The organism is Cupriavidus sp. a3, assembly GCF_051015765.1.
In the GTDB taxonomy this organism is placed as follows: domain Bacteria; phylum Pseudomonadota; class Gammaproteobacteria; order Burkholderiales; family Burkholderiaceae; genus Cupriavidus; species Cupriavidus oxalaticus_A.
Genome location: NZ_CP170644.1, coordinates 1,965,471 through 1,977,989 on the forward strand (window position 1 = coordinate 1,965,471; position 12,519 = coordinate 1,977,989).

The 12,519-nt window shown below is 68.5% G+C and carries 13 protein-coding genes; 9 read left to right on the forward strand and 4 right to left on the reverse strand.

Annotated features, from left to right (window positions below):
* The first annotated feature begins 74 nt into the window (after positions 1-74).
* Together ACAD63_RS30735 and ACAD63_RS30740 are read left to right on the forward strand one after the other, a co-directional pair.
* On the forward strand, positions 75-1,214 hold the full coding sequence (locus tag ACAD63_RS30735; protein WP_434034243.1) for a helix-turn-helix transcriptional regulator: 1,140 nt from the start codon (positions 75-77) through the stop codon (positions 1,212-1,214).
* A gap of 263 nt (positions 1,215-1,477) precedes the next feature.
* Positions 1,478-1,948 carry an SRPBCC domain-containing protein gene (locus ACAD63_RS30740; protein WP_195427950.1) on the forward strand — a complete coding sequence of 157 codons (471 nt, stop codon included), beginning with the start codon at positions 1,478-1,480 and terminating at the stop codon, positions 1,946-1,948.
* A gap of 335 nt (positions 1,949-2,283) precedes the next feature.
* On the opposite strand, the gene ACAD63_RS30745 is transcribed toward ACAD63_RS30740, so the two are convergent.
* Genes ACAD63_RS30745 through ACAD63_RS30760 form a run of 4 tightly spaced genes read right to left on the reverse strand, consistent with a single transcriptional unit; the run spans position 2,284 to position 5,041 of the window.
* Entirely contained in the window at positions 2,284-2,922 is a 639-nt protein-coding gene (locus ACAD63_RS30745; RefSeq protein WP_133094813.1) for a TetR/AcrR family transcriptional regulator, read from the reverse strand.
* Between the two features lie 24 nt (positions 2,923-2,946).
* Positions 2,947-3,324 carry a nuclear transport factor 2 family protein gene (locus tag ACAD63_RS30750; protein ID WP_195427951.1) on the reverse strand — a complete coding sequence of 126 codons (378 nt, stop codon included), beginning with the start codon at positions 3,322-3,324 and terminating at the stop codon, positions 2,947-2,949.
* 18 nt (positions 3,325-3,342) lie between these two features.
* On the reverse strand, positions 3,343-4,128 hold the full coding sequence (locus ACAD63_RS30755; RefSeq protein WP_135703584.1) for an SDR family NAD(P)-dependent oxidoreductase: 786 nt from the start codon (positions 4,126-4,128) through the stop codon (positions 3,343-3,345).
* A gap of 40 nt (positions 4,129-4,168) precedes the next feature.
* Positions 4,169-5,041, reverse strand: coding sequence for an alpha/beta fold hydrolase (locus ACAD63_RS30760; RefSeq protein ID WP_135703583.1), 873 nt, complete (start codon positions 5,039-5,041; stop codon positions 4,169-4,171).
* Between the two features lie 129 nt (positions 5,042-5,170).
* On the opposite strand from ACAD63_RS30760, the gene ACAD63_RS30765 reads away from it, so the two are divergent.
* From ACAD63_RS30765 to ACAD63_RS30795, 7 genes are all read left to right on the forward strand, one after another.
* On the forward strand, positions 5,171-5,962 hold the full coding sequence (locus tag ACAD63_RS30765; protein WP_195427954.1) for an SDR family oxidoreductase: 792 nt from the start codon (positions 5,171-5,173) through the stop codon (positions 5,960-5,962).
* 122 nt (positions 5,963-6,084) lie between these two features.
* Positions 6,085-7,653: a DUF1302 domain-containing protein gene (locus tag ACAD63_RS30770; protein ID WP_133094808.1), complete on the forward strand. Its 1,569-nt coding sequence runs from the start codon at positions 6,085-6,087 to the stop codon at positions 7,651-7,653.
* Positions 7,654-7,712: 59 nt separating this feature from the next.
* Entirely contained in the window at positions 7,713-8,495 is a 783-nt protein-coding gene (gene dmpE / locus ACAD63_RS30775; protein WP_135703581.1) for a 2-oxopent-4-enoate hydratase, read from the forward strand.
* A gap of 47 nt (positions 8,496-8,542) precedes the next feature.
* Positions 8,543-9,442 carry an acetaldehyde dehydrogenase (acetylating) gene (locus tag ACAD63_RS30780; RefSeq protein ID WP_133094806.1) on the forward strand — a complete coding sequence of 300 codons (900 nt, stop codon included), beginning with the start codon at positions 8,543-8,545 and terminating at the stop codon, positions 9,440-9,442.
* 11 nt (positions 9,443-9,453) lie between these two features.
* Positions 9,454-10,479: a 4-hydroxy-2-oxovalerate aldolase gene (dmpG, locus tag ACAD63_RS30785; RefSeq protein WP_133094805.1), complete on the forward strand. Its 1,026-nt coding sequence runs from the start codon at positions 9,454-9,456 to the stop codon at positions 10,477-10,479.
* A 90-nt stretch (positions 10,480-10,569) separates the two neighbouring features.
* Positions 10,570-11,556, forward strand: a complete 987-nt coding sequence (surE, locus tag ACAD63_RS30790) for a 5'/3'-nucleotidase SurE (RefSeq protein ID WP_434034244.1) — start codon at positions 10,570-10,572, stop codon at positions 11,554-11,556.
* 22 nt (positions 11,557-11,578) lie between these two features.
* The gene (locus ACAD63_RS30795) at positions 11,579-12,241 is read left to right on the forward strand and encodes a hypothetical protein (protein WP_135703578.1); all 663 of its coding nucleotides are present in this window, start codon (positions 11,579-11,581) and stop codon (positions 12,239-12,241) included.
* Positions 12,242-12,519 lie beyond the last annotated feature (278 nt).

Sequence of the window (12,519 nt, forward strand, 5' to 3'; positions counted from 1 at the left end):
ATGGCCGACTGCTTGCTCCCTCTCCCGCCTGCGGGAGAGGGAGCACACCGGCCATCAACCCACACGCCTCGACCATGCTGCCACATTCCCTGCAGGCCGCCGAACTCAGCGCCCTGCTCGCCCAGCTCTACCAGGGTCCCACCGAAGCCGTCCCCTGGGCCGGCTTCCTCGAAACCGTGCGCCAGCGCCTCGAGGCCGTCTTCGTCACGCTGGTGCTGCGCCACCCCGCCACCGACCGCCCCGGCCTGATCGTCAACGCCTCCGCCTACGGCCCGCACCTGCCCGGCGAACCCTCGTACAGCGAGCAGTACTACGCGCTGTGCCCCTTCCTCGACCTCCATCCCGACCGCCTCTTCAGCGCCGATGAACTGTTCGGCGAAGCCGGGTGGCTGGCCCACCCGTTCTATACCCAGTACCTCGCGCCGCTGGACCTGCGCTATATCCTCGCCGCCAACCTCGTCACCGCCGACGGCGTGGAATGCGCGCTGTTCATCAGCCGCGGCGAGGCCGGCCAGGATTTCGGCACCACCGAGAGGGCGCTGCTGCAAGGCCTGCTGCCGCACCTGAAGCGCGCGGTCGACCTGCATGCCGCGCTCGACCTGCTGCAATCCGAGCGCGCCCTGTACGCGGAAGCCGTGGACCGGCTGCTGGTCGGCACCATCATCCTCGACGAACACGGCAAGGCCATCCGCAGCAACGACGTCGCCAGGCGCCTGCTGCAAGAGCGCGACGGCCTCCATCTGTCCGGCGGCACGCTGCACGCACACTGCCCGGTGGAAAACCGCCGCTTCCGCAAGATCCTCGAAGACGCCGCGCAAGCCCACGCACTGGCCACCTCGCGCAGCGAAGTCACGCTGCTCAGCCGCCCCGCGGCGGCCACGCCGCTGAGCGTGCTGGTGCGGCCCATTCCCCTCAGCTACCGCACCGAAGACAAGGCCCGCCGCCCCGCGGTCGCGGTATTCATCCGCGACCCGGCCGGGTCGCCGCGCAACACGCACGCCAGCCTGCGCAAGCTGTTCCACCTGACGCCAACGGAGATCGAGCTGGCCTTGCTGATGGTCGATGGCCTGACGCTGGATGAAGCAGCCGTCAGGCTCGGCGTGAAGAAGAACACGGTACGCGCGCACCTGCGGGGGATCTTTGCCAAGACCGGGGCGACAAGGCAGGCGGTGTTGGTGAAGATGCTGTTGTCTAGTGTGGTGGGGATGGGGTGAGGCACCCACAGCTCTGGGCTCGTTCAACAATCGCGTCAATGCCGAGCCGCAAGCCAACATTCCATAAAAAAAATGCCGACCATCACCCCCAAGGCCGGCACCAAGCTCACAGCATCCGGAGACTCGCGGAGCATACCCCCAGTATCCCCCAGCAACACCAAATCATCATCGTCCACCCAGACTCGTCCATTCAGGGTATGCGCCCCGCACAGCCCAGCCCTAGTGTTGGATTCCCAAACAAAGAAATGAAAGGAGACAACAGAATGGCCAAGCCAGAAAATCTGGTCACCTCAATCACCGTGGAAATCGAAGCCCCCGCTTCCCTGGTATGGGAAGTCCTGACCGACTTCCCCCGCTACGCGGAATGGAACACCTTCTGCCCCGGCCTGGAAACCACTGCGAAGCTTGGCGACATGGTCCACATGCAAGTCCGCATCCCGGGCACCGACCAGATCATCCCGGTCAATGAGTACCTCGTGGCATGGGAACCGGAACGCCTGCTGTCGTGGGAGCAACGCCCCACCGACGCAAACAAGGACGCCGCCCGCCGCGACCAGTACATAGAAGCAATCGCACCCGCCCGCACCCGCTACTTCACCACCGACCTGTTCCTGGGCCTGAACGCCGAAACCATCATGCGCGAACACGGCGCCTGGGTAAAACAGGGCTTCGACCAGGTGGCAAGGGATGTCAAGGCGCGCGCCGAAGCGCTGCACGCGCAGCGCCAGGGCTGACCCATAGCGTGGAAGACCACCCCGCCGCCGTCATTGCGGCGGGCGCTGGCTGAGCACCACCATGGCCGCAACGCCCCGGCTGCGCACGCAGGCAGCATCGCACCCATCCGGACCCGCCGTGCCGGCAGCACGGGCTTCATCGTGGCCGCCGTATGCCACGGCGACCCCATTCCCGCCTGCAAGCACCCAGGCCACTCCCAGGCCGGCCCCTACCGCGGCCAGCCCGGCCGCCCAACGCAATCCGAGCCGCTTCATCGCTGTCTCCTCCGCACCCTTTCCGGGTCCTTTGACAGCATCGTAGGCGGCGCTCGCCGCCGTCTCTTCGTCCGAGCAGACTAGGGGGTATCCCGAGGAAATGCCGGGCCGGTGGCCCCGTCCGGGCATGCACCGCGTTGCATACCAGGTGCCGCATACAGCCGCGCCAGCGATGCTGCGCACCCGGACAAGCCGGACGGCGCCAGCTGCAGCGCATGGGCGCTGAGCAAGCCCCACAGGTGCGCGACCAGCAGGCCAGCCTGGGCTGGCTCGGCCATCCGGGCCGCCAGCGCGTTGCGCAGGGTATTGGCACCCTGCAACACGCGCGCGCGCAGCGGACACAGCTCGCAGGCGGTGCCGCACTTGTGCTGCAGCAGGAACGCCAGCAGGCTGACATGGCATGCCATGCCATCGCCATCATCGCCATCGAGCAAGGCGGCAAGCGCCGGCTCCAGCAGGTCCGTGGCCGCGCCGGCGGAGCGCCGGGCCAGCGGTGCGAGCCGTTCGGCAAGATCCGCTTCGGCACAGGACAGCAGCGCGCCCATCAATGCGGCGCGCGAACGGAAATGGGCATACACCGCCCCGCGCGTCATGCCGATGGCGCGGGCCACATCCTCCAGCGTGACGCAATGCACGCCCCGCTGGCGCATCAGTTGCTGCGCGCTGGCAAGAATGCGCCCGCGCGTGGCTACGGCATCGTCTCGGCTACGCCGGACCATCGGTGCGGTGGGTGCGGTGTCGTCTTAGAGGAAATGCACGTCGTCCGGCGCCCAGTGGGCGCGCATGCTCTGGATGCGCCCGTCCGCGCCGAACGTCATGATGTCGGTCACGTCGATGCGTGCCGCCCGTCCTTCAAGCCGGGCATGCACCGCGAAGGTCAGGGCGGCGGCATTGCCGTGCGAACCGCGCGGCGGCGCCACCATCTCCAGGCGCGCGCCGAGCGAGGTGGCGTGCTGGTAGAAGGCAAGGATGGCCGGCTTGCCGGCAAGCGGCTGCGCGCCGACCGGATCCTCCACCGTGGCATCGTCCGCGTAGAGCGCGGCGATGCCCTCGGCATCGCCGGCATTGAAGCGTTCGACATAGGCAAGCAGCGTGGCTTTCATCGCGGCGCTATCGGGCATCGTGCTCTCCTCGTCCTGTCAGCGCGCGGTGTAGCCGCCGTCGATCACCAGCTCGGCGCCGGTGACATAGCGTCCGGCATCGGAGACCAGGTACAGGATGCCCGCCGCGATGTCGCGCGGCTGCCCGACTTGGCCGACCGGCGTCAGGCCGCCGAGATAGTCGAACAGCGCCTCGCCCTGCCCCGAGGCCTGGGCCACGTGCTCGAGCATTGGGGTGCGGATATAGCCGGGATGGATAGAGTTGGCGCGAATCCCCTTGGCCGCATAGAGCATGGCATCGGTCTTGGCCATCATCCGCACCGCGGCCTTCGACGCATGGTAAGGCGGCACGTCCGGCCCCGCGGCAATGCCATACATCGACGACACGTTGACGATGGCCCCGCTGCCGGCGCGCTCCATATGCGCGATGGCATGCTTGGTGCACAGGAAGGTGCCGGTCACATTCACCGCCATCACCTTCTGCCATTGCTCCAGCGTCACCTGGTGGGTCGGTTCGTTCGGGCCTTCGATGCCGGCGTTGTTGACGAGGATGTCGAGCCCGCCGAAGCGCGCCGCCACCGCGCCCAGCACGCGCGCCACGTCGATTTCGCTGGTGACGTCGAGCTGCCAGAACGCGGCCTCGCCGCCTGCGCCGCAGATGGCCTCGGCGGTGGCCTTGCCGTCGGCTTCCAGCACATCGAGCACGGCCACCTTCGCGCCTGCCGCCGCCAGCACACGGGCGGTTTCCGCGCCGATGCCGCGCGCGGCGCCGGTGATGGCGGCTACCTTGCCGCGCAGGTCGAACAGGCTATACGGGTATTCCATGATGTCTCCTGAGATGTCGTTGTATGGATATGCGCGCCAATTATGCCGCCACGGCCTGCGCGGTATCGGCCAGGAAGCCTAGGCATTCGCGATTGAAATACGCGGCGTGCTCGACCATCACCCAGTGCCCGCAGCGGTTGATCATGACAAAGCGGGCATCGGCGCAGCCGCCGAGGAACTTCATCGCGCCGGCGGCGGGATTGAACTGGTCCTCCGTGCCCCAGAAGCCGAGCACCGGGCAGCGGATCTCGCCCAGCCGCTCCGTCAGGTTGGGCACCCTCATGGTGGCCAGCACCTCGCGCGGCTGCTCGCGGCACACCGCCATGCGCTCGTCCACCAGCGCGTCGGTGACCAGGCTGGCGTCATGCACCAGCAATTGCAGCAGCTGCCGCATGGTGTCCGGGTTCATGTGCCCGCCGGTGAACAGCGACACCATGCGCTGGATGCCTTCCATCTGGAAGTAGGTCTCGCGCTCTTCCACGCCGCCCGGGGCCATCATGACCAGCCGGCTCACATGCTCGGGATAGTCCAGCGCGTACTTCAGCGCAATCGCGCCGCCGAGCGAATTGCCGACCAATACGCAGCGCTGCAGCTCCAGTGCCACCAGCTGCTCCCGTAGCGCGGCGACGAAGAAATCCAGCGTGTATTCGACGTCATCCGGCTTGGACGACAAGCCATAGCCGGGCAGATCCACCACCACGGTACGGAAGCCCGCCGCAGCGAAGGCCGGCACGTTGAAGCGGAAGTTGCTGTGCCCGCTCGCGCCCGGGCCGCTGCCGTGGATAAAGACCACCGGTTCGCCACTGCCAGCGTCCAGGCTGTGCAGCCGCAGGCCCCCGGACGTGGTGACGAAGCGCCCGACCGGCAGGTTGGGATGCAGGGATGAAGGCGGTTGCTGTGGCGTAGCGGACATGAGGGCGTCTCCCGTGGAATCGTGCAGCGATATTGCGCAGCCACGGCCTGCCGGGCATCGTTCATTCGGACTAAGAGCGATCCCTCCACTTCTCCTACGATGGGCCCTCCATGCATCAGGGGGGACCCCATGACAGGATTCGACTACACCGGCCAGGCCGTGCTGGTGACCGGCGGCATGCGCGGCATCGGCCGCGCCATCAGCGAGGCTTTCCTGCGCGCGGGCGCGCAGGTCTTCGTCTGCGGACGCACCGCGCCCGCGCACGACGGCGAGCTGCCGAGCGCAGACGGGCGCAGCGCCCGCTTTATCGCCGCGGACATACGCGACCTCGAACAGGCCGATGCCATGCTGGCCGAGATCGCGCAGGCCAGCCCCACGCTGGACGTCGTGATCCACAACGCCGGCGGCTCGCCGTACGCGCTGGTCGCCGAAGCCTCGCCACGCCTGCTGGAATCGGTGATCCGGCTGAACCTGGTGGCACCGCTGCAGCTGGCGCAGCGCGTCAATGCCCGCATGCAGCGGCAGCCCGGCGGCGGCACGCAACTGTTCGTCGGCAGCGTCAGCGCGCTGCGGCCCTCGCCCGGCACCGCGGCCTATGGCGCCGCCAAGGCCGGCATCCTCAACGCGGTGCGCACCCTCGCGGTGGAATGGGCGCCGCGCGTGCGCGTTGCCGCGGTCAGTCCGGGCATGGTGCTGACCGACACCTCGCGCGACCAGCACTACGGCGATCCCGGGGCACTGCGCGCGATGGCCGCGACAGTGCCGCTGGGCCGCCTGGCACAGCCTGATGACATCGCCAATGCATGCCTGTTCCTGGCTTCGCCGCAGGCGTCGTATGTGTCGGGCGCCAACCTCGTGATCGATGGCGGCGGCGAACGCCCGGCCTTTCTCGACGCGGCATCGCTCAACCGCGTGCCGTAGGGAAACCGCCTAGTCCGTTCTGCCGATTTGTGCAGGTCTCCCCCTCTCTACGCTTGCGGCCAGATGCGCGCCATTCGAAGTGCCAGGCCATGAACCACCACCGAAACCAAGGGGAGACCACCATGCAACAACCACCACGCGGCCCAGTGAAGCGCCGCAGCCGGCTGCGGCCGATCGCCGCCGCGGCACTGGCTACGCTGGCCACGCTGCTCGCGCCTGCCGCGCATGCCGGCGACACCATCGAATTCGGCCGCGGCACCACGCTCGACTACAGCGTCACCGCATCCTACGGCGCCGCCGTGCGCACCGGCCACCGCAGCGACACGCTGCTGAGCCCGGCGAATATCAACGGCGACGACGGCGACCGCAACTTCAAGCCCGGCGACATGATCGCCAACCGCGTGTCGCTGCTGGGCGAGGCACATCTGCGCCACGGCGCCTTCGGCGCGCTGGTGCGCGGCAGCGTGTTCTACGACTGGGCCTACCGCGGCACCAACTCGAACAACGCGCCGTTCACGGTCAACCACAGCGGCCCGTTCAACCAGTTCACGGAATCGGCGCAGGACTACCACGAGCATCGCGCCCAGCTGCTCGATGCCTATGTCTACGGCGCCACGCCGGTCGGCGGCACCCAGCTGAGCTTCAAGCTGGGCAACCAGGTGGTGGCATGGGGCGAGAGCCTGTTCTTCGCCAATATCGCCGGCGCGCAGGGGCCAGCGGACGCCACCAAGGCGTTCGTGCCTGGCGCAGAGGTCAAGGACATCCTGCTGCCGGTGCCGCAGGCCTCGCTGCAGCTGCAGGTCACGCCGTCGTTCAGCCTGATGGGCTATTACCAGTTCACCTTCAAGCCGAACCAGCTGTCGGCGCCGGGCAGCTATTTCAGCACCAGCGACGTGGTCGGCCCGGGTGCGGAGTTCATCATCGGGCCCGGCTTCCGCATCCCGCGCGGGCCGGACGTGCGCCCGTCCGACTGGGGACAGTGGGGCGTGGGCGCGCGCTGGCGCGTGTTCGAAGGCACCGAGCTCGGGCTCTACCAGCTGCGCTACCACGACAAGAACCCGAGCGTCGTGACCTCGCTGTTCCCCACGCTGCAATACCAGGAGAAGTTCTTCGGCGGCATCAACCTGACCGGCGCCAGCTTCTCCACCCAGGTGCTCGGCGCCAACATCGCCGGCGAAGTCAGCTACAAGGACGGCATCCCGATGCTGGTAGACGTGGCCGGCTCGCCCACCGCCTCGCGCGGCAAGGCACTGCAGGGACAGCTGTCCGCGATCTACTCGGTGGGGCCGACCTTCCTCGCCAACTCGCAGTCGCTGCTCGGTGAAGTCGCCTACCTGCATGTGCTGAGCGTCGATCCGGTGATGGGCTTCAGCCAGCTGACCAACACGCGCAACTCGGCGGCGTTCCAGCTCGGCTGGTCGCTGACCTACAACAACGTGTTCGATGGCTGGGACCTGACCGTGCCGCTCACCTACGCGCACCAGTTCAGCGGCCGCTCGGCGGTGGCCGGCGCCTTCGGCACGCTGATGGGCTATGGCGACCGGCGCGCCAGCGTGGGGCTGACCTTCAAGTACCTGAACAACCTGGAGCTCAACCTGACCTACGCGGCGTTCATCGGCGGGCCGAGCATTACCAACCGTCCGCTGGCTGACCGCGACTACGTGGCGTTCAACGCCAAGTATTCGTTCTGACGTCTGCTTCGTCCCTGGCTGCCGCGGCAGGTCCGCGGCAGCGCAACCCGTTCCTCCCCATGCACCCGGACCAGATCGCCACGCTCAGCCAAGAACTCCACCACGCGCTCGTCACGCGCTCGCCGGTGCCGCCACTGAGCGGCCGCGGCCTGGCGCTGGATGTGAACGACGCCTATCGCATCCAGCAAGGCTTCATTGCCCACCGCCTCGCCGCGGGCGACCGCGTCGCCGGCAAGAAGATCGGCGTGACCAGCAAGCCCGTGCAGCAGATGCTGGACGTGCACCAGCCGGACTTCGGCATCCTGCTGCAGAGCATGCACTACGCGGCGGGCCAGCCCATTCCGACCGATACGCTGATCCAGCCCCGCGCCGAGGGCGAAATCGCCTTTTTCCTGCGGCGCGACCTGCGCGGGCCGGGCGTGACGCGCGAGGACGTGCTCGCCGCGACCGAGTCGGTGGCGGCGTGCTTCGAGATCGTTGACTCGCGCATCCGCGACTGGCGCATCCGCATCGAGGACACCGTCGCCGACAACGCATCCTGCGGCGTCTACGTACTCGGCGACGAGCGCGTCAGCCCGCACGGACTCGACCTGGCCGCCTGCGCGATGACGCTGGAGAAAAACGGCGAATGCGTAGCAACGGGCCTGGGCAGCGCCGCGCTCGGCCATCCCGCCGATGCGGTGGCCTGGCTGGCCAACACGCTGGGCAGCTTCGGCATCCCGCTGCTGGCCGGCGAGGCCATCCTGTCGGGCTCGCTCGCGGCGCTGATCCCGGTCCAGGCCGGCGACCGGCTGTCCATGCACATCACCGGCATCGGCGGCTGCAGCGCCGCGTTCTGCTGACTTCCTTGCTGACTTCCTGATTCCTTCCACTTGCCACGCGAGACACCATGAACAAGATCCGATGCGCCCTGATCGGGCCCGGCAATATCGGCACCGACCTGCTCTACAAGCTGCGCCGCAGCGACATCCTGGAACCGGTCTGGATGGTCGGCGTGGAGCCGTCATCCGAGGGCCTGGCACGCGCGCGCGAGCTCGGCCTGAAGACTACCAGCGACGGCATCGACGGCCTGCTGCCGCACCTGGAGGCCGACGATATCCGCATCGCCTTCGATGCCACGTCGGCCTACGTCCACGCCGGGCACTCGGCCAGGCTGACCGCGCGCGGCGTGCGCGTGATCGACCTGACGCCGGCGGCGATCGGGCCGTTCTGCGTGCCGCCCGTCAACCTCGAGGCCCATATCGGCAGCAACGAGATGAACGTGAACATGGTCACCTGCGGCGGCCAGGCCACCATTCCGATGGTGTTTGCGGTGTCGCGCGTGCAGCCGGTGGCCTATGGCGAGATCGTGGCGACGGTGTCGTCGCGCTCGGTCGGGCCCGGCACGCGCCGCAATATCGACGAATTCACGCGCACCACGGCGGGCGCGATCGAAGCCGTGGGCGGCGCGCGCCAGGGCAAGGCCATCATCGTGATCAACCCGGCCGAGCCGCCGCTGATCATGCGCGACACCATCCACTGCCTCACCGACGAGGCGCCCGACGTCGCGGCGATTACCGCGTCGGTGCACGACATGATCGCCGAGGTGCGCAAGTACGTGCCCGGCTACACGCTGAAGAACGGCCCGGTGTTCGACGGCAAGCGCGTCTCGATCTTCCTGGAGGTCGAGGGCCTGGGCGACTACCTGCCGAAGTACGCCGGCAACCTAGACATCATGACCGCCTCCGCCGCCCGCACCGCGGAGTGCATCGCCGCCGCGATGCTGTCCACCGCCACCACCACTGCCTGAGGAGCCACGCCATGGTCCAACGCATCACCCTGCACGACATGACCCTGCGCGACGGCATGCATCCGAAGCGCCACCAGATCTCGCTGGAACAGATGAAGGGCATCGCCCGCGGCCTGGACGCCGCCGGCGTGCCGCTGATCGAAGTGACCCACGGCGATGGCCTGGGCGGCGCCTCGGTCAACTACGGCTTTCCGGCGCACAGCGATGAAGAGTATTTGCGCGCGGTGCTGGGCGAACTGAAGAACGCGCACGTGTCCGCGCTGCTGCTGCCCGGCATCGGCACCGTCGACCACCTGCGCATGGCGCACGACATCGGCGTGCAGACCATCCGCGTCGCCACCCATTGCACCGAGGCCGACGTGTCCGAGCAGCATATCGGCATGGCGCGCCGGCTCGGCATGGATACCGTGGGCTTCCTGATGATGGCGCACATGGCGCCCGTAGAGGTGCTGGTGCAGCAGGCGCTGCTGATGGAAAGCTATGGCGCCAACTGCCTGTACATCACCGACTCGGCCGGCCACATGCTGCCGCACGACGTCACCGAAAAGCTGACCGCGGTCCGGCAGGCGCTGCGTCCCGAAACCGAACTGGGCTTCCACGGCCACCACAACCTCGCCATGGGCGTGGCCAACTCGCTCGCCGCGATTGCCGCCGGCGCCACCCGCATCGACGCCGCCGCCGCGGGACTGGGCGCCGGCGCGGGCAACACGCCGATGGAGGTGCTGGTGGCGGTGTGCGAGCGCATGGGCATCGAGACCGGCGTCGATGTGTTCCGCATCGCCGACGTGGCCGAAGACCTGGTCGTGCCGATCATGGACCAGCCCATCCGCATCGACCGCGACGCGCTCACGCTGGGCTATGCCGGCGTGTATTCGTCGTTCCTGCTGTTCGCCAAGCGCGCCGAGGCCAAGTACCGCATCCCCGCGCGCGAGATCCTGGTCGAACTGGGCCGGCAGCGCCTGGTGGGCGGCCAGGAAGACATGATCGAGGACACGGCGATCACGCTGGCGCGCGCGCGGGGATTGCTCGCGGCGTAGGGCGCCGCTTCATCGGTTCGCTTCATTACTTTTACCCGGCGCCGCGGCCATGCAGCGCTTTCCACACCATCAGAACGAGGAACTGGTTCCATGCTTCGACTTCCCGCCACTTTGCGGCTGAGTCTCGCTGCCGCGGCCCTGGCCGCTGTGGCCACCCCCGCCCAGGCGCTCAATGTGCTGCTGACCAATGACGACGGCTGCGCCGCGCCCGGTATCACCGCGGTGCGCAAGGCCTTGCAGGATGCCGGGCACCGCGTCATCACGGTTGGCCCGGCCAGCAACCAGAGCGGCTCCGGTGCCGCCTATGCCGTGCCCGACGGACGCACGCGGCTGGTGGTGGAACCGCTGGCCGGCGGCGCCGACACGTACTGCGTGCACCGGGTCAAGCCCACCTACGTGGCCGGCGGCGCGCTCAACGCCACCAATGCCGACTACATCGGCAGCGGCTCGCCGGTCGATGCCACCGCCATGGGCCTGAAGATCGTCGGCCCGGAAAGCGGTTTCACGCCCGACCTCGTCGTCTCCGGCGCCAACTTCGGCGAGAACCTGTCGGACTCGATCCCGCATTCGGGGACGGTGATGAACGTGCTGTTCGCCGCGCGGCGCGGCGTGCCGGCCATCGCGTTGAGCGTCGGCGTCGACTTTGCCGAGGCGCGCAGCGGGTTTCCGGCAACGCTGGCAGCCTTTCCCAAGGCCGGGGCCTTCCTGGCCCGCGTGATCGCCAGCCTGGAGGCCACGCGGCGCGCGGGGCAGCCGTTGCTGCCCGTGGCCAATCCGCTCAGCATCAACTACCCGATCACCGCGGGCGGCCAGGCCCCGGCCGGCGTGCGCCTGACCGTGCCGGGCACGGTGGATTCGTTCACCACCGCATACAAGCGCAATGCCGACAACACGGTGTCGATCGAAGCCGGCGCAGCGGATGCCGAGTTGAAGGCGCTCGCCCGCACCGCCGAGACCCCGGCGTTCCTGGCCAAGTTCATCACCATCTCGCCGCTCGACGTGGATTTCCGCCCGACGCCGCTTGCGCGCGGCCTGTTCAACCGCTCGCACCGCGACCTGGCCGCGCTGGCGCCCTGAGGACGACACTGAGGAAGACACCATGGGCAAGCAACCTGGAAACTGGCGCCACCTCGTGCTCGCAGGCGCGGTGGCGGCCCTGGCGGCATGCGGGGATGACGAATCGCGCGACATCGGCGGCACCGCCGCGGTCGGCGCGGCCCTGGCAGGCGCATCGGTCCAGCTGCGCGACACGCAAGGCCAGGTGCGCCAGGCCACCGCCGACGCCAGCGGCGCCTTCCGCCTGCACAGCGTGCCGGACGGCGCGGTGATGGTGCGTTGCGACGGCGGGCAGGCACAGGGCGAGGCCAACCGGCAGCGGCTCCACGGCCTGGTGCTGGCCGGGCAAACCGTCAATTGCACCCCGTTGACCGAACTGGCACTGTGGAAGCTGCTGGACGGGCCGCCGGCGCAAGCCTTCGACAGCTTCGGCCCGCAGCACGCGGCGCGCCTGGGCGCCGATGCCATCGCGGCGGCCGAGCAGGCGGTGCTTGACGCGCTGGCCGAGGGCGCCGGTGTCGGCATCGATCCCGCCGCCGTGCCGCGCCGCTGGCATGACACGCCGCTTGCGGCCGGCAACCCCGCCGATCCGCACGACGCCGCGCTGGATGCCATGCGCGAGGCGATCGCCGACCAGCCAGCCCTGGACCTGATGGGAGAGATGGTGCTGCACGGCGTTTGCCGGGCAGACGATTCCTGCGGGTAAGTGGCACGCCGGAGTGGACGGAGTGAAGCGCGGGCGACTTGCCGTGCTTCCGCGCCGGTGCTTCTCCTACCAAACCGCGCGGAAATGTCCCCTTTGGCAAGAGGGTGGCTTTTCCGCCTTTTTTATTCGCCGTTGAATCTTTTTTAGAGCGCTGTCGCAAAGTGGAGCCCCGGGGTGCATTTGCAGCTACACTTGCGCGACCGTTATCAGCCAGAAGCCGTACCAGTTGCCGCAACATTGCGCCGTGCCATCGCGGCGGGTATCAAAGTTCCCGCGCC

Bases quoted from the DNA above. Each gene is read 5' to 3' on its own strand.
- ACAD63_RS30735 (WP_434034243.1), top strand. From the start codon at position 75: ATGCTGCCACATTCCCTGCAGGCCGCCGAACTCAGCGCCCTGCTCGCC.
- ACAD63_RS30740 (WP_195427950.1), top strand. From the start codon at position 1,478: ATGGCCAAGCCAGAAAATCTGGTCACCTCAATCACCGTGGAAATCGAA.
- ACAD63_RS30745 (WP_133094813.1), bottom strand. From the start codon at position 2,922: ATGGTCCGGCGTAGCCGAGACGATGCCGTAGCCACGCGCGGGCGCATT.
- ACAD63_RS30750 (WP_195427951.1), bottom strand. From the start codon at position 3,324: ATGCCCGATAGCGCCGCGATGAAAGCCACGCTGCTTGCCTATGTCGAA.
- ACAD63_RS30755 (WP_135703584.1), bottom strand. From the start codon at position 4,128: ATGGAATACCCGTATAGCCTGTTCGACCTGCGCGGCAAGGTAGCCGCC.
- ACAD63_RS30760 (WP_135703583.1), bottom strand. From the start codon at position 5,041: ATGTCCGCTACGCCACAGCAACCGCCTTCATCCCTGCATCCCAACCTG.
- ACAD63_RS30765 (WP_195427954.1), top strand. From the start codon at position 5,171: ATGACAGGATTCGACTACACCGGCCAGGCCGTGCTGGTGACCGGCGGC.
- ACAD63_RS30770 (WP_133094808.1), top strand. From the start codon at position 6,085: ATGCAACAACCACCACGCGGCCCAGTGAAGCGCCGCAGCCGGCTGCGG.
- dmpE (WP_135703581.1), top strand. From the start codon at position 7,713: ATGCACCCGGACCAGATCGCCACGCTCAGCCAAGAACTCCACCACGCG.
- ACAD63_RS30780 (WP_133094806.1), top strand. From the start codon at position 8,543: ATGAACAAGATCCGATGCGCCCTGATCGGGCCCGGCAATATCGGCACC.
- dmpG (WP_133094805.1), top strand. From the start codon at position 9,454: ATGGTCCAACGCATCACCCTGCACGACATGACCCTGCGCGACGGCATG.
- surE (WP_434034244.1), top strand. From the start codon at position 10,570: ATGCTTCGACTTCCCGCCACTTTGCGGCTGAGTCTCGCTGCCGCGGCC.
- ACAD63_RS30795 (WP_135703578.1), top strand. From the start codon at position 11,579: ATGGGCAAGCAACCTGGAAACTGGCGCCACCTCGTGCTCGCAGGCGCG.